General features: G+C 63.9%; 23 protein-coding genes. 10 read left to right on the top strand and 13 right to left on the bottom strand.

The annotated features are described in order from the left end of the window. From HU748_RS09770 to tcyJ, 7 genes are all read right to left on the bottom strand, one after another. The gene (locus HU748_RS09770) at positions 1 to 801 is read right to left on the bottom strand and encodes a MetQ/NlpA family ABC transporter substrate-binding protein (RefSeq protein ID WP_186667403.1); all 801 of its coding nucleotides are present in this window, start codon (positions 799 to 801) and stop codon (positions 1 to 3) included. After that, on the bottom strand, positions 794 to 2,182 hold the full coding sequence (locus tag HU748_RS09765) for an LLM class flavin-dependent oxidoreductase (protein ID WP_186720223.1): 1,389 nt from the start codon (positions 2,180 to 2,182) through the stop codon (positions 794 to 796). The genes HU748_RS09770 and HU748_RS09765 overlap by 8 nt, the downstream gene beginning before the upstream one ends. Continuing rightward, entirely contained in the window at positions 2,182 to 3,363 is a 1,182-nt protein-coding gene (locus HU748_RS09760; protein WP_186711239.1) for an SfnB family sulfur acquisition oxidoreductase, read from the bottom strand. The genes HU748_RS09765 and HU748_RS09760 overlap by 1 nt, the downstream gene beginning before the upstream one ends. Positions 3,364 to 3,470: 107 nt before the next feature. Further along, positions 3,471 to 4,712, bottom strand: coding sequence for an SfnB family sulfur acquisition oxidoreductase (locus tag HU748_RS09755; protein WP_186720222.1), 1,242 nt, complete (start codon positions 4,710 to 4,712; stop codon positions 3,471 to 3,473). Between the two features lie 332 nt (positions 4,713 to 5,044). After that, a complete protein-coding gene (tcyN, locus tag HU748_RS09750; RefSeq protein ID WP_186667407.1) occupies positions 5,045 to 5,806 on the bottom strand; it encodes an L-cystine ABC transporter ATP-binding protein TcyN in 762 nt (253 codons plus the stop codon). 2 nt (positions 5,807 to 5,808) lie between these two features. After that, positions 5,809 to 6,477, bottom strand: coding sequence for a cystine ABC transporter permease (gene tcyL / locus HU748_RS09745; RefSeq protein WP_054891654.1), 669 nt, complete (start codon positions 6,475 to 6,477; stop codon positions 5,809 to 5,811). Beyond that, positions 6,474 to 7,268 carry a cystine ABC transporter substrate-binding protein gene (tcyJ, locus tag HU748_RS09740; protein WP_054891655.1) on the bottom strand — a complete coding sequence of 265 codons (795 nt, stop codon included), beginning with the start codon at positions 7,266 to 7,268 and terminating at the stop codon, positions 6,474 to 6,476. Before tcyJ ends, tcyL begins: the two co-directional genes overlap by 4 nt. A gap of 284 nt (positions 7,269 to 7,552) precedes the next feature. On the opposite strand from tcyJ, the gene epsC reads away from it, so the two are divergent. Together epsC and betT are read left to right on the top strand one after the other, a co-directional pair. Next, the gene (gene epsC / locus HU748_RS09735) at positions 7,553 to 8,491 is read left to right on the top strand and encodes a serine O-acetyltransferase EpsC (RefSeq protein ID WP_186667408.1); all 939 of its coding nucleotides are present in this window, start codon (positions 7,553 to 7,555) and stop codon (positions 8,489 to 8,491) included. A 312-nt stretch (positions 8,492 to 8,803) separates the two neighbouring features. Then, a complete protein-coding gene (betT, locus tag HU748_RS09730) occupies positions 8,804 to 10,765 on the top strand; it encodes a choline transporter BetT (RefSeq protein WP_186667576.1) in 1,962 nt (653 codons plus the stop codon). 56 nt (positions 10,766 to 10,821) lie between these two features. Here betT and tauD read toward each other — a convergent pair whose 3' ends face one another. The 4 genes from tauD to tauA form a co-directional block, all read right to left on the bottom strand. Continuing rightward, entirely contained in the window at positions 10,822 to 11,655 is an 834-nt protein-coding gene (gene tauD / locus HU748_RS09725; protein ID WP_186667409.1) for a taurine dioxygenase, read from the bottom strand. A 101-nt stretch (positions 11,656 to 11,756) separates the two neighbouring features. Beyond that, entirely contained in the window at positions 11,757 to 12,596 is an 840-nt protein-coding gene (gene tauC / locus HU748_RS09720) for a taurine ABC transporter permease TauC (protein WP_186720218.1), read from the bottom strand. After that, positions 12,593 to 13,384: a taurine ABC transporter ATP-binding subunit gene (tauB, locus tag HU748_RS09715; protein ID WP_186720211.1), complete on the bottom strand. Its 792-nt coding sequence runs from the start codon at positions 13,382 to 13,384 to the stop codon at positions 12,593 to 12,595. The genes tauC and tauB overlap by 4 nt, the downstream gene beginning before the upstream one ends. A 58-nt stretch (positions 13,385 to 13,442) precedes the next feature. After that, positions 13,443 to 14,414 carry a taurine ABC transporter substrate-binding protein gene (tauA, locus tag HU748_RS09710; protein ID WP_186667412.1) on the bottom strand — a complete coding sequence of 324 codons (972 nt, stop codon included), beginning with the start codon at positions 14,412 to 14,414 and terminating at the stop codon, positions 13,443 to 13,445. A gap of 484 nt (positions 14,415 to 14,898) precedes the next feature. Here tauA and HU748_RS09705 point away from each other — a divergent pair, with 484 nt between their 5' ends. The 8 genes from HU748_RS09705 (at position 14,899) to HU748_RS09670 (ending at position 21,997) form a co-directional block, all read left to right on the top strand. Next, positions 14,899 to 16,227: an OprD family porin gene (locus tag HU748_RS09705; protein ID WP_186667413.1), complete on the top strand. Its 1,329-nt coding sequence runs from the start codon at positions 14,899 to 14,901 to the stop codon at positions 16,225 to 16,227. Positions 16,228 to 16,392: 165 nt separating this feature from the next. Beyond that, positions 16,393 to 17,031, top strand: a complete 639-nt coding sequence (locus tag HU748_RS09700; RefSeq protein WP_054891663.1) for a peroxiredoxin — start codon at positions 16,393 to 16,395, stop codon at positions 17,029 to 17,031. A 239-nt stretch (positions 17,032 to 17,270) separates the two neighbouring features. Then, complete coding sequence (ssuE, locus tag HU748_RS09695; RefSeq protein WP_186720209.1) at positions 17,271 to 17,864, top strand: NADPH-dependent FMN reductase; 594 nt, start codon at positions 17,271 to 17,273, stop codon at positions 17,862 to 17,864. A 95-nt stretch (positions 17,865 to 17,959) separates the two neighbouring features. Then, positions 17,960 to 18,925, top strand: coding sequence for a sulfonate ABC transporter substrate-binding protein (locus HU748_RS09690; RefSeq protein ID WP_186667414.1), 966 nt, complete (start codon positions 17,960 to 17,962; stop codon positions 18,923 to 18,925). Between the two features lie 60 nt (positions 18,926 to 18,985). Next, positions 18,986 to 20,134 (top strand): FMNH2-dependent alkanesulfonate monooxygenase, encoded by a 1,149-nt coding sequence (gene ssuD, locus HU748_RS09685; RefSeq protein ID WP_186667415.1) that lies wholly within the window; start codon positions 18,986 to 18,988, stop codon positions 20,132 to 20,134. A 10-nt stretch (positions 20,135 to 20,144) separates the two neighbouring features. Next, a complete protein-coding gene (gene ssuC / locus HU748_RS09680; RefSeq protein WP_186720207.1) occupies positions 20,145 to 20,942 on the top strand; it encodes an aliphatic sulfonate ABC transporter permease SsuC in 798 nt (265 codons plus the stop codon). Then, positions 20,939 to 21,751, top strand: coding sequence for an aliphatic sulfonates ABC transporter ATP-binding protein (gene ssuB / locus HU748_RS09675; RefSeq protein ID WP_186710734.1), 813 nt, complete (start codon positions 20,939 to 20,941; stop codon positions 21,749 to 21,751). The genes ssuC and ssuB overlap by 4 nt, the downstream gene beginning before the upstream one ends. Before the next feature lie 30 nt (positions 21,752 to 21,781). Beyond that, entirely contained in the window at positions 21,782 to 21,997 is a 216-nt protein-coding gene (locus tag HU748_RS09670; protein ID WP_003255829.1) for a molybdopterin-binding protein, read from the top strand. A gap of 92 nt (positions 21,998 to 22,089) precedes the next feature. Here the strand turns inward: HU748_RS09670 and HU748_RS09665 are convergent, their stop codons facing one another. Continuing rightward, a complete protein-coding gene (locus HU748_RS09665) occupies positions 22,090 to 22,722 on the bottom strand; it encodes a TetR/AcrR family transcriptional regulator (RefSeq protein ID WP_186720206.1) in 633 nt (210 codons plus the stop codon). Next, positions 22,722 to 24,299, bottom strand: a complete 1,578-nt coding sequence (gshA, locus tag HU748_RS09660; RefSeq protein WP_186710730.1) for a glutamate--cysteine ligase — start codon at positions 24,297 to 24,299, stop codon at positions 22,722 to 22,724. Before gshA ends, HU748_RS09665 begins: the two co-directional genes overlap by 1 nt. Between the last annotated feature and the right edge of the window lie 95 nt (positions 24,300 to 24,394).

The following is a 24,394-nucleotide window of genomic DNA, read 5'->3' as shown; positions in this document are numbered from 1 at the left end:
TCAGCCCTCCCAGCCGGCCTGGTACAGACTGCCGTGGGCCTTGTTCAGGGCTTCACGCACGGCCGGCGAATGTTGGTAGATATCGACGAATTTGGCCAGGCGTGGGTCGTCCTTGCTTTGTGGGCGGATCACGAACTGGATCACGTATTCCTTGTTCTCCAGGCCGTCGAACAGCAGCGCCGAGGTGGCATCGAAGCTGTTGGCCAGGCGGATGTAGGCCGGGTAGCCCTGTACCAGGTCGGCATCGTCGTAGGCACGCACCAGTTGCACGGCCTCGACCTGAAGAATCCTCAGCTTCTTCGGGTTGGCGACGATGTCATCTTCGGTGGCCTTGTAACCCACGCCAGGCTTGAGGGTGATCAACCCGGCCTTGGCCAGCAGCTGCAGGCCGCGGCCGCTGTTGATCGGGTCGTTGGCGATGGCCACGCTGGCGCCTTCGGGCAGTTCGGCGAAGCTTTTGTACTTCTTCGAATACAGGCCCACGTTGTTGATGATCCCCGGTGCATAGGGCACCAGGTTGAAGCCTGCCGCGGCCTTGGCGTTCTCCAGGAACGGGATGTGCTGGAAGTAGTTCACGTCGATGTCGCCGCTGTTGAGGCTGACGTTGGGGGCGATCCAGTCGCTGAACTCGATCAGCTTCACCTCCAGGCCTTGCTTGTGCGCTTCTGCCACGGCCGCCTCCAGCGGAATGGCGAAGGCGGCCGTGGTGCCGATCTTCAGCGGTTCGGCGGCCAGCGCGGCGCCGGCAAGGCCCAGGGACAGCAGGGCGGCCGCGACGGGCCGATAGAGTTTCTCAAGCATGGTGCGGGGCTCCGGTCGGGGCGTTGGTCGGGGTGCGATAGGTGCTGCCGGGATGGTCGGCGGGCAGGTGCGCGCTGGGGCTGGCGAACAGCTTCTGGCGCAGGCTGCCGTCGGCGTAGGCGTTCTTGTAGCGGCCGCGGCGTTGCAGTTCGGGGACCACCAGGTCGATGAAGTCTTCGTAGCTTTCCGGGGTGACGGTGCGTGCCAGGTTGAAGCCGTCCAGGCCGGTCTCGTCGATCCAGCCGATCAGTTGCTCGGCGACCTGCTCGGGCGCGCCGACCAGGGTCACGTAGCGTCCGCCCAGGGCGTGTTGTTCCAGCAGGCGGCGGCGGGTCCAGGCGTTGTCCTGCAGGAGCTTGGTGGCGGACTGGATTGCGTTGCCCTGGCCTGCGTTGATCGGCTCGTCGAGGTCGAAGGCGGCGAAGTCGATGCCGGTGGAGGCGGCAAAGTGCGCCACACCCGCTTCAGCACTGGCGTGGCGCAAATACTCGGCGTGCTTGACGCGGGCCTGCTCCTCGGTGGGGGCGACGATCACGGTGATGCCCATGAACACCTTGATTGCCTGAGGATCGCGGCCTGCGGCGAGGGCGGCCGCGCGCACCTTGTCGACCTGGGCACGGGTGCCGGCGTGGGTCTGGCCGCCGATGAACACGCACTCGGCGTGGTTGCCGGCAAATGCCAGGCCGCGGGCCGAGCTGCCTGCCTGGAACAGCACCGGTGTGCGCTGCGGCGAGGGCTCGCACAGGTGATAGCCCTCGACCTTGTAGAATTCGCCTCGGTGCTCGACCTTGCGCACCTTGTCGGGCTGGGCATAGACGCGCTGCTTGCGGTCTTCGACCACGGCATCGTCCGCCCAACTGCCTTCGAGCAGCTTGTACAGCACCTGCAGGTATTCGTCGGCCTGGTCGTAGCGTCGGTCGTGCTCGGGCTGCTGTTCCAGGCCCATGGCACGGGCCGCGCTGTCGAGGTAGCCGGTGACGATGTTCCAGCCGACCCGGCCCTTGCTCAGGTGATCGAGGGTCGAGAGCCGGCGCGCGAACAGATAAGGCGGCTCGTAGGTGAGGTTGGCAGTCAGGCCGAAGCCCAGGTTGCGGGTCACCGCAGCCATGGCCGAGACCAGCAGCAGCGGATCGTTTACCGGCAGCTGGATCGACTCCTTGAGCGTGACGTCGACCGAGTCGCCGTAGATGTCGTAGGTGCCGACGATGTCGGCGATGAACAGCCCGTCGAACAGCCCGCGCTCCAGCAGGCGGGCGAGGTCGGTCCAGTACTCGATATCCTTGTAGCGGGTCGAGGTGTCGCGCGGATGGGTCCACAGGCCATGGTTGATATGGCCAATGCAGTTCATGTTGAAGGCGTTGAGCAGGATCTGCTTGCTCATCAGATGGTCCCTCGCAGCGGTGGATTTTCGCCGTTGAGGTAGTAGTTGCCGATGGCGTGGTACTTCCAGCGCACCGGGTCGTGCAGGGTGTGTACCCGGGCGTTGCGCCAGTGGCGGTCGAGGTTGTGTTCGGCCAGGGTGGCGCGGCTTCCGGCCAGCTCGAACAGGGTGCTGGCAGCGGCCAGGGAGATCTCGGTGCTGATCGCGCGGACCTCGGCGACGGCGATGGAGGCGGCGGCCACGTTGCTGGCGTTGCTGTCGCGCTGGGCCTGGTCGAGGATTTCACCGGCCCGTTCGAGCAGCGCTTCGGCGGCGTGCAGGCGGATGCTCAGGCGGCCGAAGCTGTTGAGTGTCAGCGGGTCGGCCGAAGCCTGGTCGACGCCCGCGTCGATCCATGGGCGGCTGTGGTTGCGCACGAAGTGCAGGGCGTCCTCGACTGCGGCGCGAGCGATGCCGGTGTCGATGGCGGCGTGGAGAATCTGCGCCAAGGGGCCGACGGTGGTCGGGCGCTCGAACGCGGCCTGGAAGGGCACCACATCGGCGGCCTCGACACGGACATTGTCGAACAGCACCGAACCGCTGCCGGTGGTGCGTTGGCCGAAGCCGCTCCAGTCGTCTATCACTTGCACACCGGGGCTGTCGGCGGGCACGAACGCCAGTTGCTGCACGCCCTCGTCATCGACCACCGAGGTAGGGATGCGCTGGGCATAGATCGCGCCGGTGGCGTAGAACTTGCGGCCGTTGATGCGGTAGCCGCCGTCGTCGCGGGTCAGGCGGGTGGTGCGGTCGCTGGAGGTCCTGGTGCCGAGTTCGGCCAGGGCGTTACCGAAGCGCTTGCCGGCCAGCACCTCGGCGTAGAGACGCTGCTGTTGTTCGGGGGTGCCGTTCACGCGCAGCACTTCGAGGGCGTAGAAGTGGTTCTGCGGAATCTGCCCGAGCGAAGCGTCGGCCTGGGCGATGCGGGCGATGACCTTGGCCAGGGTGACGTTCGACACTTCGGCGCCACCGAAGGCCTTGGGTACGGTGATGGCCCACAGACCGGAGCGGGTGAACAGCTCCAGTTCAGCGTGTGGCAGGCGGCGTTCGCGGTCGCGCAGGGCGCTGTCGCGGTGCAGTTGCCGGGCGATGTCTTCGGCGACGGCAAGGGCCTGGGCGTCGCTGCTGATCAGGGATGTGGTCATGTTGTTCTCCGGGGCTTTTCGCGGGACAAGGCGCAGCGGCGAACCGCCGCTCCCACAGACCTGTGCTGTCCCTGTAGGAGCGGGCTTGCCCGCGAAAGGCCCTCAAGTCAGATCCAGGAATGCCGCGCAGGCAGCGTGCCGTTGAGGTAGTAGGCGCCGACCGCGTGGTACTTCCAGCGCACCGGGTCGTGCAGCGTGTGCACCCGGGCGTTGCGCCAGTGGCGGTCGAGGTTGAATTCGGCGAGTGTCGCGCGGCTGCCGGCAAGCTCGAGCAGCTTCTCGCTGGCCTGCAGCGAAATCTCGGTGGTGAGCACCTTGGCCTCGGCCACGGCAATCGAGGCGCGTGCCGCCGCCGCAGCGTCGATGGGCGCCGCATTGACCTCGTCCAGCACCTGCGCGGCCTTGCGCAACAGGGCTTCGGCGGCGTGCAACTCAAGCTTGAGGCGGCCGATGTCGGCGATCACATAGAGGTCGTCACTGGCACGCTCGACCTTGGCATCGATCCACGGCCGCGACTTGTCACGCACGAAGGCGATGGCGTCCTCGATGGCCGCTTCGGCGATCCCGGCGTCGATGGCAGCCTGGATCAGTTGCGAGACTGCGCCCTGGATATTGGGCTGGTCGGCCTGGCGCCAGTTGTCGATCACCAAGTCCGCGTCTACTGGCACCTGGTCGAGCAGTACCGTGCCGCTGGCGGTGGTGCGCTGGCCGAAGCCGGACCAGTCGTCGACGATGCGCAGCCCCGGGCTGCCACGGCGTACGAAGGCCAGGCGCTGGCGACCTTCGTCGTCCAGGGCCTTGACTGCCACCCAATGGGCGAACAGGGCGCCGGTGGAGTAGAACTTCTCGCCGCTGATGCGGTAGGTGTCGCCGTCGCGGGTGATGCGTGCCTTGAGGGTCAAGGTGTCTTTGGTGCTGCGTTCGGGGCCGGCGTTGCCGATGCGCCAGCCGTCCAGCACCGAGCGGAAGATCAGCGCCTGCTGCGCCTCGCTGGCGGTCAGGCGCAGCAGGTGCAGCAGGCCGAACTGATTCTGTGGGATCTGCCCCAGCGCCGGGTCGGCGGCGCTGATCAGGCGAAAGACTTCGGCGATGGTCGCGAACGATAACTCCGGGCCGCCATGGGCCTTGGGCACGCTGATGCTGCCAAGCCCCGAGCGGGTGAACAGCTCGATCTCGGCCCACGGCAGCTTGCGTTGCTGGTCGCGGCGCGAAGCCTGCTGGCGTGCGGTTTCGGCCAGTTCGCGGGCCGCTTGCAGGGCCTCGGTGTCATTGCGCAGCACCTTGGCCGGCAGTAGCAGGGGCGAGCTGTCGATGTCGCTGTGGAATTGGGTGTTGGGTTGGCTGGACATCAGTGCCGCTCCTTGGCTGCACTCAATGCCCTGGCGTTACGCACTGGGGTGATTGTGTTCCTGACCATTCCTGAACCTCACGAAGTAGATGCGTCGCTACAGCTGGTCGCGACGGATGTGTGCGGGTCCGGTGGTCCGGTCTATATACCTTATGCGCTTATAAAAAGTTTATGAACTAACTCTTTGGAATATGAATAGAAGAGAGGCATTTGCCTGGATGTGCCGGCTTCTTCGCGTGCAAGGCTCGCTCCCACAGAGACCCGCACGGGCTTGAGCACCGGTGCGGCTCCTGTGGGAGGGGGACTTGCCCGCGAAGAATCCAGCCGAGCTTTTCAGTCTTGCGAAGCAGTGGTCCCGAGGAACTTGCGCAGGAACTGCCGGGTACGCTCTTCCTTCGGATTGGCGAACAGCGCCTTGGCCTCGCCCTGTTCGACGATCACGCCCTTGTCGAAGAAGATCACCCGGTTCGCCACATCACGTGCAAAGCTCATCTCGTGGGTGACGATGATCATGGTGCGCTTCTCTTCGGCCAGGCCACGGATGGTCGCCAGCACTTCGCCGACCAGCTCGGGGTCGAGCGCGGAGGTCGGTTCGTCGAAGAGGATCACTTCAGGCTCCATAGCAAGCGCGCGGGCGATAGCCACGCGCTGCTGCTGGCCGCCGGACAGGCGCCGTGGATAGGCGTCTTCCTTGCCGGCCAGGCCGACCTTGGCGAGCAGCTTGCGACCCAGCTCCAGCGCTTGGCTGCGCGGGGTCTTCTTGACGATCACCGGCCCTTCGATGACGTTCTCCAGGGCGGTGCGGTGGGGGAACAGGTTGAAGTTCTGGAACACGAACCCGGCCTGCTGGCGCAGACGGCGGATCGCGCTTTGCTGGCCGCTGAGCGGGCGGTCGGCGTCGATGTCGATGTCGCCGATGCGGATCTTCCCGGCATCGGGCGTTTCCAGCAGGTTCAGGCAGCGCAGGAAAGTGGTCTTGCCCGAGCCACTCGGGCCGATGATGGCGACGACTTCACCGGCCTCGACCGTCAGGTCGATGCCCTTGAGTACGGTCTGGCCCTTGAACTGCTTGGTCAGGCCTTCTACTACGATCATCTTCAGTGCTCCTGGTCATGCTGGTTGACCCGCGCTTCCATGCGGTTCTGGAAGTGCGCCAGGATACTGCAGAGAATCCAGTAGATGACGGCCACGGCCAGGTACATGGTGAAGACTTCGAAGGTCCGTGCGGTGATCAACTGCGCCTGGCGGAACAGCTCTGGCACCTGGATGGTCGCTGCCAGGGCGGTATCCTTGACCAGCGAGATGAAGCTGTTGCCCAGCGGCGGCAAGGCGGTGCGCATGGCCTGGGGCAGGATCGCCCGGCGCATGGCCTGGGTACGGGTCATGCCGATGCTGGCGGCGGCTTCCCACTGGCCGCGGTCGATCGAGGAGATCGCCGCGCGCAGGATTTCGCAGATGTACGCCGCCATGTTCAGCGACAGGCCGATCAGCGAGGCGGGGATCGGATCGAGTTCGATGCCGATCTGCGGCATGCCGAAGTAGATCACGAACAGTTGCACCAGCAGTGGCGTGCCGCGGAAGAACGACACGTAGATCCGCGCCAGCCAGTCCAGCGGCAGGATCTTCGACAGACGCATCAGTGCCAGGGCAAAGCCCAGCACCAGGCCGAAGAACATGCCGCCGACACTGAGCAGTACCGTGTAACCCGCGCCCTTGAGCAGGAAGGGCGTAGAGTCGATTACGAGTTGCAGGCTTTCAGAGATCATTTGGTGACGTCGGCACCGAAGTATTTCTCGGACAGCTTGGCCAGGGTGCCGTCAGCCTTGAGCTTGTCCAGCGCCTTGTTCACTGCCGCGAGCAGTTCCGGCTCGCCCTTGCGCAGGGCCACGCCGCTTTCCAGGCGCGAGAAGGCTTCGCCGGCAAGTTGAGTGTCCTTGGCCTTCTGGGCGTATTCCAGGGCGGCCAGGCGGTCGATCAGGATGGCGTCGATACGGCCGTTGCGCAGGTCGGCGAACTTGCTCGGATCGTCTTCATAGGTACGCACGTCGGCCTTGGGGACGTCCTGCTTGACCCACTGCTCGTAGTTGGTGCCCAGGCCCACGCCGACCTTCTTGCCCGCCAGGTCCTGCGCGGTCTTGATGTTCAGCTGCTCGGCCTTCTTCTTCAGGATCAGCGCCTGGATGCCGGAGATGGTGTAGGGCTCGGAGAAGTCGTACTTTTTCTTGCGCTCTTCGGAGATGGTGACCTGGTTGATCACCACGTCCAGGCGCTTGGATTCGAGCGCGGCGAGGATGCCGTCCCACTTGGTTGGCTGGACCTTGGCCTTGACGCCCAGCTCCTTGGCCAGCAGTTCGGAGAGTTCCACTTCGAAACCGGTCAGCTTGCCGTTCTCGTCGACGAAGCTGAAGGGTGGGTAGGTGCCTTCCAGGCCGACGTTGATCACGCCTTTTTCCTGGATGGTCTTGAGCTGCTCACCCGCGAAGGCGTGGCTGAACAGACCGGTGCCCAGCAGGATGGCCAGGCTGGCGTTGAGAAGTGGTTTGGTGAATTTGGTCATGGCTGTCCCCGCGCTTTGTTTTAAGTAGTGGGTGGCGACTATAGGGTGGGCTTTATAGTTCAGGAAATAATAAAAAATTATCTATTATTCCTTTCGGTTATTTCGTCCCTGAAGGGCAGTGTTGAGGGTAGCCGTGAACCTGGCCCCCGTCATCGCTGCTTATGCCCGACTTAGTGCAGGATGGAATAAAGCGTTGTTTTTTCCAAGGGAAGAATTTGCCGTAGAGTAATTCCTACAAGTTGCGGCCCTACTTTTCCGACATCGCCGCAAGCCAGGAGAACACCGTGAGCGAACATCCATCGACCGGCCATTGGCAATTGCCGGGCATCGTCAGCGAACTGCGCCAGGCCCGTGACCAGTGGCGCAGCCGCAACGGCCGTTGCAGCAACAAGCAGGGCGGACGCGAACTGCCCTCGCGCGAGGCGATGCGCGAGATTCTCGAGCAACTCTGTGGGGCGTTGTTTCCCATGCGCCTGGGGCCTGTGGACCTGCGTGAGGAGAGCGAGGACTTCTACGTCGGCCACACCCTGGATGCGGCGCTGACCGCACTGCTCGCCCAGGCGCGGCTGGAACTGCGCTACGCCGCGCGGCACGGCAATACCGAGGTCGAGCCCAAGGATGTCGATGCCCACGCACTGGGCCTGATCCAAGGCTTTGCCAAAGCCTTGCCGGGGTTGCGCGTACTGCTCGACACCGACGTGCTGGCGGCCTACCACGGCGACCCCGCGGCGCGCAGCGTCGATGAGGTGCTGCTGTGCTATCCCGGCATCCTGGCGATCATTCACCACCGCCTGGCGCACTACCTCTACCAGGCCGGGCTGCCGCTGCTGGCGCGCATCAGCTCGGAGCTGGCGCATTCGGCCACCGGTATCGACATCCATCCCGGCGCACAGATCGGCCAGAGCTTCTTCATCGACCATGGCACGGGCGTGGTGATCGGTGAGACGGCGATCATCGGCGAGCGCGTGCGTATCTACCAGGCCGTGACCCTTGGCGCCAAGCGCTTTCCGTCGGACGAGTCGGGCACCCTGCACAAGGGGCTGGCGCGCCACCCGATCGTCGAGGACGACGTGGTCATCTATGCCGGTGCGACCATTCTGGGGCGGATCACCATCGGCAAGGGCTCGACCATTGGCGGCAATGTCTGGCTGACCCGCAGCGTGCCGGCCGAGAGCAACATCACCCAGGCGAACCTGCAGCTCGATTGCCAGGACAAACAGTGAGGTAGGCCCGGCGGGCTTTATCGCGGGACGAGCCCGCTCCCACAGAGTGGAGCGGGCTTGTCCCGCGATAGGGCCGGAACTGCTGGCAAAGCGCAAAGGTCAATTGGTCGCCCGCCAGCGACCACAGGTCGCATTGAAATCCGATCCATGTTTAACTTGAACGCTTGTTCAAATTAAAACGCTGGTCCGCTGCCGGTGTTCAACAGGAGGATTCCCTTTGCTGAACCCGTTCAATCCGAGCCTTTTCACCACTGTAGAGGTGCCCGTTTCATGAGTGCACCGACGCCTTCCCTTGCCAATGGCAAGATCCGCATGAACCCCCCGGTGTTCTACTTCGCGGCAAGTTTCATCCTCATCTTCGGCCTGGTGGTCATCGCCAACCCGCAAGCGGCGGGCGACTGGTTGCTGGCTGCACAGAACTGGGCGGCCAACACGGTCGGCTGGTACTACATGCTGGCCATGACCTTGTATCTGGTGTTCGTGGTGGTCACCGCAGTGTCCGGCTACGGCAAGATCAAGCTCGGCGCCGACCATGACGAGCCCGAGTTCAGCTACTTGTCCTGGGCCGGCATGCTGTTCGCTGCCGGTATCAGCATCACGCTGTTCTTCTTCTGCGTTTCCGAACCCCTGACCCACATGCTCCAGCCGCCCCAGGGCGAGGCGGGCACGGCCGAGGCCGGGCGTCAGGCGATGCAGATCCTGTTCCTGCACTGGGGCCTGCATGGTTGGGGCGTGTTCGCCTTCGTCGGCATGGCCCTGGCGTATTTCGCCTACCGCCACAACCTGCCACTGGCACTGCGCTCGGCGCTGTACCCGCTGATCGGCAAGCGCATCAACGGGCCGATCGGCTATGCGGTGGACGGCTTCGGCATCATCGCCACGGTGTTCGGCCTGGGCGCGGACATGGGCTTTGGCGTGTTGCACCTGAACGCCGGCCTGGACTACCTGTTCGGCATCGACCACAGCCAGTGGGTGCAGGTGCTGCTGATCACCCTGATGATGGGCGCTGCGGTGGCCGTGGCGGTCGCCGGAGTAGAGAAGGGCGTGCGGGTGATGAGCGACATCAACCTGTTCCTGGCCTGCGCGCTGCTGCTGTTCGTGCTCTTCGCCGGGCCCACGCAACACCTGTTCAACACCCTGATCCAGAACCTCGGTGACTATCTCGGCGCCCTGCCGCGCAAGAGCTTCGACGTGTATGCCTATGGCGAGAACCGCGACTGGCTGGGCGGCTGGACGGTGTTCTACTGGGCCTGGTGGATTGCCTGGGCGCCCTTCGTCGGGCTGTTCATCGCGCGCATCTCGCGTGGGCGCACCATTCGCGAATTCGTCTTCGGCGTGCTGCTGATTCCGCTGGGCTTCACCCTGGCGTGGATGTCGATCTTCGGTAACAGTGCGCTGGACCAGGTGATCAACCATGGGATGACCGCGCTGGGGCAGTCGGCGTTGGACAACCCGTCGATGAGCCTGTACCTGCTGCTGGAAACCTATCCCTGGAGCAAGACGGTGATCGCCGTCACGGTGTTCATCAGCTTCGTGTTCTTCGTCACCTCCGCCGACTCCGGCACCGTGGTGCTGTCGACGCTGTCTGCCAAGGGCGGCGACGCTGACGAAGACGGGCCGAACTGGCTGCGGATCTTCTGGGGCGCGATGACGGCGCTGGTCACCAGCGGCTTGCTGTTCGCCGGCAGCATCGATTCGCTCAAGTCGGCCGTGGTGCTGACGTCCTTGCCGTTTTCGCTGATCTTGCTGTGCATGATGTGGGGCTTGCACAAGGCGTTCTATCTGGAGAGCCAGCGACAGATCGCGCAGATGCACTCGCTGGCACCGTTCGCTCAGTCCCGCCGCGGACGCGGTGGCTGGCGCCAGCGCTTGAGCCAGGCCGTGCATTTCCCGTCACGTGACGAGGTGTACCGCTTCATGGATGACGTGGTGCGCCCGGCGATTGCCGACGTGACCGAGGTGTTCGAGCAGAAGGGCCTGGTGCTGATCACCCAGGACGACCCGAGCCACGACAACGTCAGCCTGAAGATCGGCCATGGCGAGGAGCAGCCGTTCATCTACCAGGTGCAGATGCGTGGCTACTTCACCCCATCGTTCGCACTGGGTGGGCTGGGCACCCAGGAGTTGAAGAACCGCCGCTACTACCGCGCCGAAGTGCACCTGGCCGAAGGCAGCCAGAACTATGACCTGGTCGGGTACAGCAAGGAGCAGATCATCAACGACATCCTCGACCAGTACGAGCGGCACATGCAGTTCCTGCATCTGGTCAGGTAAGGCGCGGCGCCTCCATTTGCGGGCAAGTCGGCGCTCCGACTTGCCCGCAAATGGTTTCAGAACGGCGCGTCGCCGAGAATCGTCGCGCGATGCATCACCCGTCGCTGCGGCCGGTAGTCATCCACCGCGTAATGCTGGGTCACGCGGTTGTCCCAGAACGCCACGTCATTCTCCTGCCAGCGCCAGCGAATGCTGAATTCCGGCCGTGTGGCATGGGCGAACAGCAGCTTGAGCAGCGCCTCGCTCTCGTGGTCGGCAAGCTCGTTGATCCGCGTGGTGAACCCTTCGTTGACGAACAACGCCTTGCGCCCGCTCACCGGATGGGTGCGCACCACAGGATGCGACAGCGGTGGGTTGTTGCGGCGGGTGGCTTCCCAGCGCTCCAGGTCCTGAGCGGTGGTGCCGAAGCGCTCGAGCGGGAATGACTTGGTGAAATCGTGGGTGGCCGTGAGGCCATCGAGCAGGGTGCGCAGTGGCGCCGACAAGGCTTCGAACGCGGCGATGCCGCTGGCCCACAAGGTGTCACCGCCGTAGGCGGGCAGTTGCTTGGCGCTGAGCACCGCGCCCAGTGCCGGGGTCGGCAGGAAGGTAACGTCGGTGTGCCAGATCGCGTTGTCGCGCACGTCGGTGACCGCAGTGTCGAGAATCAGCACCTGCGGGGTTTCCGGCACGTTGGGGTAGATCGGGTGGATGTGCAGGTCGCCGAAGCGCGCAGCGAAGCGGGCCTGCTGGGCGGGGTCGATCGACTGCTCACGGAAGAACAGCACCTGGTGCTCGAGCAGCGCCTGCTCGATGGCGTCGCGCTGTGCATCGGTGATTTCGCGTGACAGATCGACGCCGCTGATCTGCGCGCCGAGGGCCGGGCTGAGGGGAGTGATGGTCAGGCTCATGTCGGTCTCGAATGGGGGGCGGTTGGCGGTGTCGTTGTGGACCTCATCGCGGGCAAGCCCGTTTTGTAGGAGCGGGCTTGCCCGCGATGAGGCCTAAAAGGTCAGTGACTCTGTCCATGCCAGGGTACGAGGCGGCGTTGCAGGGCGCGCAGGCCCATCTCCAGGGCAAAGGCGATCAGCGCGATCAGCAGGATGCCCAGCACTACCACATCGGTGACCAGGAACTGCGCGGCTGACTGCACCATGAAGCCCAGGCCGCTGGTGGCGGCGATCAGTTCGGCGGCGACCAGGGTCGACCAGCCGACCCCCAGGCCGATGCGAATGCCGGTGAGGATGTCAGGCAAGGCGCTGGGCAGGATCACATGGCGAATCAGTTGCACCTTGCTCGCCCCCAGCGACTGCGCGGCGCGCAGCTTGGCCGGGTCGACGGTGCGCACGCCGGTGGCGGTGGCGATGGCGATCGGGGCGAAGATCGCCAGGTAGATCAGCAGCACTTTCGACAGCTCGCCGATCCCGCACCAGATCACGATCAGCGGCAGGTAGGCCAGCGGCGGTATCGGTCGGTAGAACTCGATCAGTGGGTCGAGGATGCCGCGAGCCACGCGGTTGTAGCCGATGGCGATGCCGACCGGAATCGCCGTCAGGGTCGCTGCCAGCAACGCCACGCCGATGCGGCCCAGGCTCGCGCCCAGGTGCTGCCAGAGGCTGGCGTCCATGTAGCCCTGGGTCAGCAGTACCCAGGCCTTGGCCAGGATGTCGCCGGGGGCGGGCAGGAACAGTGGCTCGACCCAGCCGGCAGCGGTCACCAGCCACCAGACCAGCAGCAGGCTGGCCAGGGTCAGGGCGCTGATCCAGCGGGTCGGCAGCGGGCGGCGGGCCTTCACCGCCGAGGCGGTGCGGGTGTCGGTTTTGCCGGCGACCGGCAGGTCCAGGCTGCTCATGCGGACTCCTCGCGACGGGCGGCACGTTGGGAAAACACCCGCGACAGCACGTGCTCGCGGGTTTCGATGAAGCGCGGGTCGGACTTGATCGCCCGCGCTGGTTCGCCCGCGGCGTAGCGCTGGCCGAAGTCCAGTCGCAGGCGCTCGACCACGCGCCCCGGATTAGGGGCCAGCAACACCAGTTCGCTGGCCAGGAACACGGCTTCCTCGATGTCGTGGGTGATCAGGAACACTGGCTTTGCGGTGCGCTGCCATACCTGCAGCAACAGCTCCTGCATCTGCTCGCGGGTGAAGGCATCGAGGGCGCCGAAGGGTTCGTCCATCAGCAGTACGCGTGGGTCGGCAGCCAGGGCGCGGGCCAGGCCCACGCGCTGTTTCTGTCCGCCGGAAAGCTGCCAGATGCGCCGGTCGCCGAACCCGGCCAGATCGACCAGTGCCAGCATCTCGCGCGCCTTGGCTTCACGCTCCGCGCGAGGGACGCCGGCCAGCTCCAGGCCAAAAGCGACATTGCCGAGCACGTCCTGCCAGGGCAGCAGGGCGTCATCCTGGAACACCACGCCACGGTCGGCACCCGGACCTTGCACGGGCGCACCGTCGAGGGTGATGCGCCCGCTGCTGGGGGCGACGAAGCCGGCGATGAGATTGAGCAGCGAGGTCTTGCCGCTGCCGGAGGGCCCGAGGGCGACCAGCAGTTGGCGTGGCCCCAGCGTCAGGTTGATGTCATCCAGCACCGGGGTGGTGGCGCCGGGGTACTGTGCGCTGATGCGCTCCAGCTCGAGCAAGGCCATGATGGGCTCCGGTTCGGGGCGCAGGGCGCCCCTGGGTTCGATCGGTTGGGCAGGTGCTTCAGTCGGGAAGGAACTTGGCCGTTACGTACGGCGAGTAATCCGGCAGCACCGCCTCGACCTTGCCCTGCTCCTTGAGGAAGGTCGCGGTGTCGGTCAGCGCCTGGGTGGTTGGCGCGCCCAGTGCCGCGCTCTGGTCGGCGGCCAGCGGGTAGACGTTGCCCTCCAGCAGGCCGGGGATATCGCCGGTCTTGGCGCCGGACAGCTTGGCCAGCTTGTTCACGTTGTCTGGATTGGCCAGCCAGGCTTTCGGGTCCTTGCGGTAGTCGGCGTAGGCGTCGAGGGTGACCTTGGCGAACGACTTGACGATCTCCGGGTGCTTCTCGGCGAAGTCCTTGCGCACGATCCAGGCATCGAAGGTCGGGGCGCCTTTCTTTGCCAGTTCGCCAGAGGTGATCAGCACCTTGCCGTTTTCCTTGGCCACGCCCAGCGCCGGGTCCCAGACGTAGGTGGCGTCGATGTCGCCGCGTTTCCAGGCGGCGATGATCGCAGGCGGCGCAAGGTTGAGGATCTGCACCTTGGCCGGGTCGATGTTCCAGCTCTTGAGCGCCGCCAGCAGGCTGTAATGGCCCGTGGAGACGAAGGGCACGGCGACTTTCTTGCCGATCAGGTCCTGTGGGGTCTTGATGCTGTCGCGGGCGACCAGCGCTTCACCGGCGCCGATCTGGGTGGCGATGAGGAACGTCTCCACCGGCACCTTGCGGGTGGTCGCGGCAGCCAGCGGGCTGGAGCCCAGGTAGCCGATCTGCACGTCGCCGGAGGCCACGGCGGCGATGATGTCGGCACCGTTGTCGAATTTGCGCCAGTCGATGCTGGCGTGGCTGGCTTTTTCGTAGCTGCCATCGGCCTGGGCCACCTTGGCCGGATCCACGGTGGTCTGGTAGGCCACGGTCAGGTCGGCGGCCTGGGCGAACCAGCTGGCGCTGGCCAGGGTCAGCGCGGCGAACAGGCGCAGGGGGGCGTGGGGGATCATGATCGAACCTCTCGTCAGGCATCGGGTGATGAATGACGCGAAGACTAAATGATCTAAGAATTACAAAATAAATAACTTTTGAGAATTAGCTTAGGAGACAAAACGCTTAGCGAACGCGCCTGTGGGACGGAAGGTTGTGAAATTTTTGTGAAAGGCTACGCTTTCACAACTTTTCACGGAGCGCCCTCTGGCAAAGGGCTGTAGATAACCGGAAGCTATGAGCAAGGGACGCCAATACACCAAATGACGCTGAAGGTTCCTTATTTATTCCGGAAAAATCTGACGATTTCATAAAACGGTCATTTTGGATTTATAGGATTGTCATTATCCTGTAGCGCAGGTGCATTAGACCAAAGTCGTGAAATCTCCGGTAACGATTGACTTACCGGTCACACTTTGGTGCTAAATCGCTTACCCGTGGCGAGGGGGGCAACAGATCCCTCCGCCTTGAGAGTACAAAAATTAGAACGTAGAGGAGCAAAGCATGTACAAGTCTAGCCTGGCTCTGGCCGTGGCACTGGGGGTTCTCGCCCAACAAGCGGGCGCAGCCGGTTTCGTCGAGGACAGCAAGCTGTCTCTCAGCTCGCGTACCATGTACTTCAACAACGACAACCGTGAAGCGCCGACTTCCACGGCCGGTATCCGTCCGGATCAGCGTGAGTCCGGTCAGGGCTTCAAGCTGGATTACATTTCTGGCTTCACTCAAGGTACCGTTGGCTTTGGTGTCGATGCGCAGGCACTCTGGGGTATTCACCTGGATGGCGGTCAGGGTTACCACAAAGGCGGCTTCTTCCCGGATGACGGCGACGGCTCTGCCAGTCAATGGGCCCGTTTGGGCGCGAACGCCAAGGCACGCTTCTCCAAGACCGAAGTGCACTTCGGTAGCGCCCTAGCGCCGAACCTGCCGATCTTGGTTGCCAACGATGGCCGACTGCTGCCGCAAACCTTCGAAGGCGGCACCATCCAATCGAAGGAAATCGACAACCTCACCATCAATGCCGGTCAGCTGACCCATGCGATGGGGCGTGCTTCGAGCAACCGTACCGGCCTGTCGGTCAACGGCGCTTCCCAGGAAAGCAACAAGTTCCGCTACGGTGGTCTGGACTACAAGCTTACGCCTGACCTGACCCTGCAGTACTACTACTCGAACCTGGAAGACTTCTACAAGCAGCACTTCCTAGGCGCGACGCACGTCTTCAAGATCGCCGACGACCAGTCCTTCAAGACCGACCTTCGCTACTTCGATAGCAGCAGCGATGGCAAGAATGGCAGCGGCGGCGGCTGGAACTTCAACAACAACAGCGGCTACGCGAAGACGCCAGGCAAAGTTGACAACAAGACCTGGTCGGCGATGTTCACTTATACCCTGGGTGGTCATGCCTTCCTGCTCGGTCACCAGCGCGTCAACGACGACGGCGGTTTTGTCTGGCTGAACCAGGGTAGCCTGCCGAACGAAGGCGCTGGCGGCTCCAGCTTCTACCTGTTCACCGACAGCATGATCAACCAGTTCGCCAAGGCCGGTGAGAACACCACCTTCGGTCAATACTCGTATGACTTCGCGCGTCTGGGTGTTCCTGGCCTGAAGGCTTCCGTGTCGTACCTGCGTGGTGAAGACGGCAAGAACGCCAACGGCAACGGTACCTTCAGTGAGTGGGAGCGCGATGCTCGCGTTGACTACGTCATCCAGGAAGGCACCCTCAAAGGCCTGGGCGCCAGCCTGCGTCACGGTGTCTACCGTGGGTCGGGTACCAGTTCCCTGCAAGACCAGGATCAAACCCGCTTCATCGTCAACTACACTTACAACTTCATGTAAGTCGTAGCTGCAACGAAAGAGCCTCGCCTGGTGCGAGGCTTTTTTGTGTGTGCAAATTCGTATTCTTTCTGGTTATAAATAAATCAGTATTCATTCTTTTTGTTTTTAATCGGAAGCAGGCACATTGAATCCCACAAGGCCAGACACAGCACAGGAGCCGCTTCCATGAGCCTCAAACTCGGCGACATCGCCCCCGACTTCGAACAGGATTCCAGCGCCGGCAAGATCCGTTTCCATGAGTGGCTGGGCAACAGCTGGGGCGTGCTGTTCTCCCACCCGGCCGACTTCACCCCAGTGTGCACCACCGAACTGGGCTTGACCGCCAAGCTTAAGGATGAGTTCGCCAAGCGCGGGGTCAAGGCTATCGCACTGTCGGTGGACCCGGTCGACTCGCACCACAAGTGGATCGATGACATCAACGAGACCCAGAACACCGTGGTCAACTTCCCGATCATCGCCGATGCCGATCGCAAGGTGTCTGACCTGTACGACCTGATCCACCCCAACGCCAACGACACCCTTACCGTACGCTCGCTGTTCGTGATCGACCCGAACAAGAAGGTACGCCTGACCATCACCTATCCAGCCAGCACAGGGCGCAACTTCAACGAAATCCTGCGGGTGATCGATTCGTTGCAGCTGACCGACAACTACAAGGTCGCCACCCCAGGTAACTGGCAGGACGGTGACGAAGTGGTGATCGTGCCTTCGCTGAAGGATGAGGACGAGATCAAGCAGCGCTTCCCGAAAGGTTATCGGGCCGTCAAACCCTATCTGCGCCTCACCCCGCAACCCAATCGTTGAATCCTCGTTGCATTGCTCTTAGCCATAGCAGGGATTTCGGGCCGTTTCGACGGCCTTTTTTTATGCCCGCTTTTTGTGGGAGCGGGCTGGCCCGCGAAACGGGCGAGGTCAAAACGCTATATCTCCATAAAGCATAAACAAATGAAAAAATATGATTTCTAGATATATGTGGCGAGCTGCTAATGTCGGAGTCATTCACAGGGGCCACACCCCGGAACCGAACTGAAGGAAGCGCTGCAATGCTGGTTGTTTCGATAGGTGGTAGCCCCAGTCCCCGTTCACGCTCCGGCGTGCTGCTCGAGCGTTCGCGCCAGTGGTTGCAGGATCGTGGTGTGGAGGTGGTGACCTTCCAGGTGCGCGAGTTTCCGGCAGAAGACCTGCTCCACGCACGTTTCGACAGCCCACAGGTGCAGCACTTCCAGCAACTGGTAGCCCAGGCTGATGGGCTGGTGGTGTCGACCCCGGTGTACAAGGCATCGTTCGCCGGGGCCCTGAAGACCTTGCTCGACCTGCTGCCCGAGCGCGCGCTGGAACACAAGGTAGTCCTGCCGATCGCTACCGGCGGCAGCATCGCCCACATGCTGGCGGTGGATTACGCATTGAAGCCTGTGCTGTCGGCACTCAAGGCGCAGGAGACCCTTCAAGGGATCTTCGCAGACGACAGCCAGGTCGCTTACGCCGAAGGCAATCGCCCGGCACAGTTGGCCGAGGCCCTGGAGGCCCGCCTGCTGGACTCGCTGGAAACCTTTCACAGTGCCTTGGCGCGTCGGCCCAAGCCGGTCGCTCCAGGTGTTCTCAACGAACGCCTGATCAGTGCTCGCTGGAGCATCTGAACGACCCCGCAAATGCGTCACCGTTTTTCCACCTTACTCGCCCGACAACGAGGCAAGCAGGTGCAACCCAAACCTCATTCGCACAGGAGAGCGCCATGCGCACAGTCTTCTTGCGTCGTGGTCTGGTCGCCCTGTTTGCGGCGGCTGTGTCCTTCGGCGCCATCACCCAAGCCCAGGCCGAGAGCCTGCGCATCGGTTACCAGAAATACGGCACCCTGGTGCTGCTCAAGGCCAAGGGCTCGCTGGAAAAGCGCCTGAAGGAACAGGGCATCGACGTGCAATGGACCGAGTTCCCCGGTGGCCCGCAGCTGCTCGAAGGGCTGAACGTCGGCTCGATCGATTTCGGTGTCACCGGCGAAACGCCACCCGTCTTCGCCCAGGCCGCCGGTGCCGACCTGCTCTACGTGGCCTATGAGCCGCCTGCGCCGCACAGCGAGGCGATCCTCGTGCCCAAGGGCTCGCCGATCCAGTCGGTGAAGGAGCTCAAAGGCAAGAAAGTCGCGCTGAACAAAGGCTCCAACGTGCACTACCTGCTGGTCCGCGCCCTTGAGGACGCCGGCCTGAAATACAGCGACATCCAGCCCGTTTACCTGCCACCTGCCGATGCCCGCGCCGCCTTCGAGCGTGGCAGCGTCGATGCCTGGGTGATCTGGGACCCGTACCAGGCGGCTGCCGAACAGCAGTTGCAGGCCCGTACCCTGCGTGATGGCAAGGACCTGGTCGACAACCACCAGTTCTACCTGGCTACCCGCAGCTACGCCACCCAGCACCCGGCGGTGATCAGCACCCTCATCGACGAGGTGCGCGCCGTGGGCGAGTGGTCCCAGGCCAACCCGCAGCAAGTGACCGACCAGGTCGCGCCGCTGCTCGGCCTGCCGGCCGATATCACCCTGACCTCGGTCAAGCGCCAGGGCTACGGCGCCGCGCCGCTGACCCCGGAGGTGATCGCCGCGCAACAGAAGATCGCCGACACCTTCCAGGCTCTGAAGCTGATTCCCAAGCCCTTGAGCATCAAGGACGTGATCTGGACCCCACCGGCCAAGGTCGCCAGCGCGCCTTGAACGATTCGCCTGCGCCGCAGCATCGCTGCGGCTTGAGCCCCCCTTGAGGAGACAACTCCAATGAGCCTTAACATTTTCTGGTTCCTCCCCACCCACGGCGACGGCAAGTACCTGGGTACCACCGAAGGCGCCCGCGCCGTCGATCACGGCTACCTGACCCAGATCGCCCAGGCGGCCGATCGCCTGGGTTTCGGTGGCGTGCTGATCCCTACCGGTCGTTCCTGCGAGGACTCCTGGCTGGTCGCGGCGTCACTGATTCCGGTGACGCAGAACCTGAAGTTCCTGGTCGCGCTGCGTCCGGGCATCATTTCGCCGACCGTGGCCGCCCGCCAGGCCGCGACTCTGGATCGCCTGTCCAATGGCCGGGCGCTGTTCAACCTGGTGACCGGCGGTGATCCGGACGAGCTGGCCGGCGATGGTCTGCACCTGAACCACCAGGAGCGCTACGAAGCCTCGGTCGAGTTCACGCGCATCTGGCGCAAGGTGCTGGAAGGCGAAGTGGTCGACTACGACGGCAAGCACATCCAGGTGAAGGGCGCCAAGCTGCTCTATCCACCGATCCAGCAGCCGCGCCCGCCGCTGTATTTCGGCGGTTCGTCCGAGGCCGCACAAGACCTCGCCGCCGAGCAGGTCGAGCTGTACCTGACCTGGGGTGAGCCCCCGGCTGCAGTGGCGGAGAAGATCGCCGCGGTGCGCGAGAAAGCCGCTGCGCAAGGCCGCGAAGTGCGCTTCGGTATCCGCCTGCATGTGATCGTGCGGGAAACCAACGAAGAAGCCTGGGCTGCCGCCGATCGACTGATTTCGCACCTGGACGATGACACCATCGCCCGCGCCCAGGCCTCGCTGGCGCGCTTCGATTCGGTTGGCCAGCAACGCATGGCGGCCTTGCACAACGGCAACCGCGACAAGCTCGAAGTCAGCCCCAACCTGTGGGCGGGCGTCGGCCTGGTACGAGGCGGCGCCGGTACAGCACTGGTGGGCGATGGCCCGACGGTCGCGGCGCGGGTCAAGGAATACGCCGACCTGGGCATCGATACCTTTATCTTCTCCGGTTATCCACACCTGGAAGAGTCCTACCGCGTCGCCGAGCTGCTGTTCCCGCACCTGGACGTGCAGCGCCCGGAGCAGGCCAAGACCGGGGGCTACGTGAGCCCGTTCGGTGAAATGGTCGCCAACGACATCCTGCCCAAGTCCGTGTCGCAGAGCTGAGGGCCAGGCCATGAGTCGTGCAACTTCCTCCACCCTGACACAGCGCCTGGCGCCATGGGCCTTGCCCGTGCTGCTGCTGGCGGTGTGGCAGCTGGCGGTCAGCGCTGGATGGCTGTCCACGCGCATCCTGCCGGCACCGAGCGCTGTGCTCAGCGCCGGTGTCGAACTGGTGCGCAGCGGCGAGATCTGGACGCACCTGGCGATCAGTGGCTGGCGCGCAGGTGTGGGCTTTCTGATCGGCGGCAGCATCGGTCTGTTGCTGGGGTTCGTCACCGGCCTTTCGAACTGGGGCGAACGCCTGCTCGACAGCTCGGTGCAGATGATCCGCAACGTGCCGCACCTGGCGCTGATCCCGCTGGTGATCCTGTGGTTCGGCATCGACGAGTCGGCGAAGATCTTCCTGGTCGCGCTGGGCACGCTGTTCCCGATCTACCTGAACACCTACCACGGCATCCGTAATGTCGACCCGGCGCTGGTGGAAATGGCGCGCAGCTATGGCCTGTCCGGTTTCTCGCTGTTCCGCCAGGTGATCCTGCCCGGTGCGCTGCCTTCGATCCTGGTCGGTGTGCGCTTTGCCCTGGGCTTCATGTGGCTGACCCTGATCGTTGCCGAGACCATCTCGGCCAATGCCGGCATCGGTTACCTGGCGATGAACGCCCGTGAATTCCTGCAAACCGACGTGGTGGTCCTGGCCATCGTCATGTACGCCGTGCTCGGCAAGCTCGCCGACCTCGCCGCCCGTGGCCTGGAGCGTGTCTGGCTGCGCTGGCACCCCGCCTACCAGGTGGCGAAGAAGGAGGGCGCATGACCGTGCTCAAGGAACAACCGCCGCGCCTGCTGCGTGGCATCCCGCTGGCCGCCAACGGCCTGCGCAAGACGTTCGGCAAGCGTGAAGTGCTGCGCGGTATCGACCTGCACATCCCGGCAGGCCAGTTCGTCGCCATCGTTGGCCGCTCCGGCTGTGGCAAGAGCACCTTGTTGCGCCTGCTGGCCGGTCTGGACCAACCCAGCGCCGGCGAGCTGCTGGCCGGTGCCGCGCCGCTGGCCGATGCCCGCGAGGAAACCCGTCTGATGTTCCAGGACGCCCGTCTGCTGCCCTGGAAGAAGGTGATCGACAACGTCGGCCTGGGTTTGTCCGGAGACTGGCGGCCACGCGCGGTGCAAGCGCTGGAAGAGGTCGGCCTGGCCGATCGTGCCAATGAATGGCCAGCTGCGCTGTCCGGCGGGCAGAAGCAGCGCGTGGCCCTGGCCCGCGCGCTCATCCACCAGCCACGCCTGCTGCTGCTCGACGAACCACTGGGTGCACTGGATGCCCTGACGCGAATCGAAATGCAGCAACTGATCGAGCGCCTCTGGCGCGAACACGGCTTCACCGTGCTGTTGGTCACCCACGACGTCAACGAGGCCGTCGCCGTGGCCGACCGGGTGATCCTGATCGAGGACGGCGAGGTCGGTCTGGACCTCACCGTCGACCTGGCAAGGCCGCGGGCGCGTGGTTCGCACCGCCTGGCGGCGCTGGAAAGCGAAGTGCTCAACCGTGTCCTGTCCGTCCCTGGCACCCCGCCCGAGCCGGAGCCTGTAGCCCCTTTGCCCACGCAACTGCGTTGGGCCCACTGAATCTGCGAAGCCAATCAAAGGAATCAAGCCATGACCATCAAAGCGATCAACGTCCGCAACCAGTTCAAAGGCACCGTCAAAGAAATCCTCGAAGGCCCGGTACTGTCGGAAATCGACGTGCAGACCGCCTCCGGCATCGTCACTTCGGTGATCACTACGCGTTCCGTGCGCGAGCTTGAACTGCAGGTTGGCAGTGAAGTGATTGCCTTCGTGAAATCCACCGAGGTGTCCATCGCCAAGCTGTGATGGCGTTCGACTCCCGGGCCGTGTGAAGGCTTTCGCGGGCAAGCCCGCTCCCACAGTAACCTGTAGGAGCGGGCTTGCCCGCGAAGGCAATTTCAGCTTGTGCGCTTGGCCAGGAACGGCGGCAGATACAGCCCCAGATAAGCCTCGAACACCCGCATGCCTTCCTCTGCCATGCGCGGTGTGATCTGCTCGTGCAGCTGTATCGACCGGGCATAGACCCGGTCGCTCAGCTCCATTGCCAGGGCGAACACATCCACGTCCCCAGGCATCACCGGCAGCAGGAAATGCCGGTCGAACAGCTTGTGCAGCAAATCGCCCAGCTCCATGTCGTGCTGGCGGTCGGCCTGGACCACTTCGCTCAGGCCATGCTGGGCGAGGATCAACTGCCGGGCGGCAGTGTCCTGGTTGTAGATATCCAGCATGCGTTGCTCGACCAGGCGTGACAGACCCTGCCAGGTGCTGAAGGCGTGGCTGTCGATCGGCGCGCTCAGCGCCTCGCGAAAGGCGCGGTGCACGTCGGCGGTCAGGGCTTCGAGCAACGCCGGAACGCTGGCGAAGAAGTGATAGACCGAGGACGGCGGGATCTGCGCCCGTTCGGCCACGCTGTAGATCGACAGCCCCGCCACACCTTCGCCTGCCAGCAGCTCGCGAGCGGCCGCCAGGATCGCTTCGATCCTGGCCTGGCTACTGGCGCGGGGCTTGCGCGGCGAGGGCGTGCGGCTCATCAGTTGCTGATCGCCAGGATGCTGGCCTGGTAGGCACCGACGAACAGGTCGAAGTCGCCGACTTCCTGCTGCTCCAGGCGCGACTGTTCGGCCAGAGAGTCGCGGGCGAGTGTTTCGAAGGCTTGCTGGCGCTCGCCAGGCAGCGCTTGCTCACGGAAGGTTTCGGCGTGCAGCTTGCTCTGGCGCAGCGAGAATTCGACGAAGCTTTCTTCGTGCTCGGTCATGCGCGCCAGGACCTGTGCAGAAGGTGTCAGCTCTGGGTCGTCGACCTTGGCCTGCTGCGCCTCCAGGGCCTTGGCGTGGTCGTCACCACCTTGCGCCTGGTCAAGCAGTCCGGCCAGCTGGCCGATGCGGGCGATCAGATCGCTGGCCCATTCGCGCAGGGCGACCGGCTGACCATCGCGCTGCAGCTCCAGGCCTGGGCGACGGCCTTCCTTGACCACGGTGAGGAAGTTGCTGGTGCACTGGCCGCATTCGCCGTTGTCCAGCGATGGGCTGTCCTCAAGCGCGCAGAACAGCAGGAAGGCGTCGAGGAAGCGAGCCTCGGTCAGGTCGATGCCCACCGGCAGGAAGGGGTTGATGTCCAGGCAGCGCACCTCGACGTACTGCACGCCGCGCGCGATCAGGGCCTGGATCGGACGTTCGCCGGTGTAGGTGACACGCTTGGGGCGAATGTTCGAGTAGTACTCGTTCTCGATCTGCAGGATGTTGGTGTTCAACTGCACCCATTCGCCGTCCTTGTGCGTACCCACTTCGACATAGGGCGGGTAAGGCGTGCCAACGGCCTTGCGCAGGCTGTCGGTGTAGCTGGACAGGTTGTTGTAGCAGGGCGTCAGGCCGGCCTGGGCGTTGCTCTGGTAACCCAGGTCGCTCATGCGCAGGCTAGTGGCGTAGGGCAGGTAGAGGGTGTTGGCATCCAGCTCTTCGAGCTGGTGCGGGCGGCCGCGCAGGAAGCCTTTGTCCAGTGCTGGCGAGGCGCCGAACAGGTACATCAGCAGCCAGCTGTAGCGGCGGAAGTTGCGGATCAGCGCAATGTAGGCCGACGACTGATAGTCACGGTCGTCCTGCTCGCTGCCTTCCGCTTCACGCAGCAGGGGCCAGAGGGCCTCGGGCAGCGAGAAGTTGTAGTGGATGCCGGCGATGCACTGCATGGTGCGGCCGTAGCGCAGGGCCAGGCCCTTGCGGTACACGTGCTTGAGCTTGCCGATGTTGGAGCTGCCGTACTCGGCGATCGGGATGTCTTCCTCGGCGGGCAGCGCGCACGGCATCGACGGGCTCCACAGGTATTCGTCGCCGAGCTTGGTGTAGACGAAACGGTGGATCTCCTCGAGGTTCTCGAGCACCTTGGCCGGATCAGCCAGGGCCGGCGTGATGAACTCCAGCAGCGACTCGGAATAATCGGTGGTGATCTGCTCGTTGGTCAATGCCGAACCCAGGGCTTCGGGGTGTGGGGTCTGGGCCAGCCGACCTTCGTCGGTTACTCGCAGGCATTCGCGCTCAATGCCGTGCAGGCACTGCTTGAGCAGGGAGAGATTGGCGCCGAGCAAGCTCAGGCGGCGATTGAGGAGGTCGCTCAAGATGGATTCCTTCACGCGTCAGTCGCCCCAATATGGGGGTAGAAATGACGGTCTACAAGGGTAGGGACAAAGGAACTGGCGTTGTCGCCTGGTTT

Origin of the sequence: Pseudomonas sp. RW3S2 (genome assembly GCF_014268955.1) — a bacterium.
Classification (GTDB): domain Bacteria; phylum Pseudomonadota; class Gammaproteobacteria; order Pseudomonadales; family Pseudomonadaceae; genus Aquipseudomonas; species Aquipseudomonas wayambapalatensis.
The sequence above is the reverse complement of the archived record's forward strand: the minus strand, read 5'-3'. Positions and strand labels throughout refer to the sequence as shown.

Bases quoted from the DNA above. Each gene is read 5' to 3' on its own strand.
- HU748_RS09665 (WP_186720206.1), bottom strand. From the start codon at position 22,722: ATGAGCCGCACGCCCTCGCCGCGCAAGCCCCGCGCCAGTAGCCAGGCC.
- tcyJ (WP_054891655.1), bottom strand. From the start codon at position 7,268: ATGACCAAATTCACCAAACCACTTCTCAACGCCAGCCTGGCCATCCTG.
- tauA (WP_186667412.1), bottom strand. From the start codon at position 14,414: ATGATCCCCCACGCCCCCCTGCGCCTGTTCGCCGCGCTGACCCTGGCC.
- ssuB (WP_186710734.1), top strand. From the start codon at position 20,939: ATGACCGTGCTCAAGGAACAACCGCCGCGCCTGCTGCGTGGCATCCCG.
- tauC (WP_186720218.1), bottom strand. From the start codon at position 12,596: ATGAGCAGCCTGGACCTGCCGGTCGCCGGCAAAACCGACACCCGCACC.
- HU748_RS09700 (WP_054891663.1), top strand. From the start codon at position 16,393: ATGAGCCTCAAACTCGGCGACATCGCCCCCGACTTCGAACAGGATTCC.
- tauD (WP_186667409.1), bottom strand. From the start codon at position 11,655: ATGAGCCTGACCATCACTCCCCTCAGCCCGGCCCTCGGCGCGCAGATC.
- ssuE (WP_186720209.1), top strand. From the start codon at position 17,271: ATGCTGGTTGTTTCGATAGGTGGTAGCCCCAGTCCCCGTTCACGCTCC.
- tcyL (WP_054891654.1), bottom strand. From the start codon at position 6,477: ATGATCTCTGAAAGCCTGCAACTCGTAATCGACTCTACGCCCTTCCTG.
- ssuD (WP_186667415.1), top strand. From the start codon at position 18,986: ATGAGCCTTAACATTTTCTGGTTCCTCCCCACCCACGGCGACGGCAAG.
- HU748_RS09760 (WP_186711239.1), bottom strand. From the start codon at position 3,363: ATGACCACATCCCTGATCAGCAGCGACGCCCAGGCCCTTGCCGTCGCC.
- ssuC (WP_186720207.1), top strand. From the start codon at position 20,145: ATGAGTCGTGCAACTTCCTCCACCCTGACACAGCGCCTGGCGCCATGG.
- tcyN (WP_186667407.1), bottom strand. From the start codon at position 5,806: ATGATCGTAGTAGAAGGCCTGACCAAGCAGTTCAAGGGCCAGACCGTA.
- HU748_RS09705 (WP_186667413.1), top strand. From the start codon at position 14,899: ATGTACAAGTCTAGCCTGGCTCTGGCCGTGGCACTGGGGGTTCTCGCC.
- HU748_RS09770 (WP_186667403.1), bottom strand. From the start codon at position 801: ATGCTTGAGAAACTCTATCGGCCCGTCGCGGCCGCCCTGCTGTCCCTG.
- HU748_RS09755 (WP_186720222.1), bottom strand. From the start codon at position 4,712: ATGTCCAGCCAACCCAACACCCAATTCCACAGCGACATCGACAGCTCG.
- tauB (WP_186720211.1), bottom strand. From the start codon at position 13,384: ATGGCCTTGCTCGAGCTGGAGCGCATCAGCGCACAGTACCCCGGCGCC.
- betT (WP_186667576.1), top strand. From the start codon at position 8,804: ATGAACCCCCCGGTGTTCTACTTCGCGGCAAGTTTCATCCTCATCTTC.
- HU748_RS09670 (WP_003255829.1), top strand. From the start codon at position 21,782: ATGACCATCAAAGCGATCAACGTCCGCAACCAGTTCAAAGGCACCGTC.
- HU748_RS09690 (WP_186667414.1), top strand. From the start codon at position 17,960: ATGCGCACAGTCTTCTTGCGTCGTGGTCTGGTCGCCCTGTTTGCGGCG.
- HU748_RS09765 (WP_186720223.1), bottom strand. From the start codon at position 2,182: ATGAGCAAGCAGATCCTGCTCAACGCCTTCAACATGAACTGCATTGGC.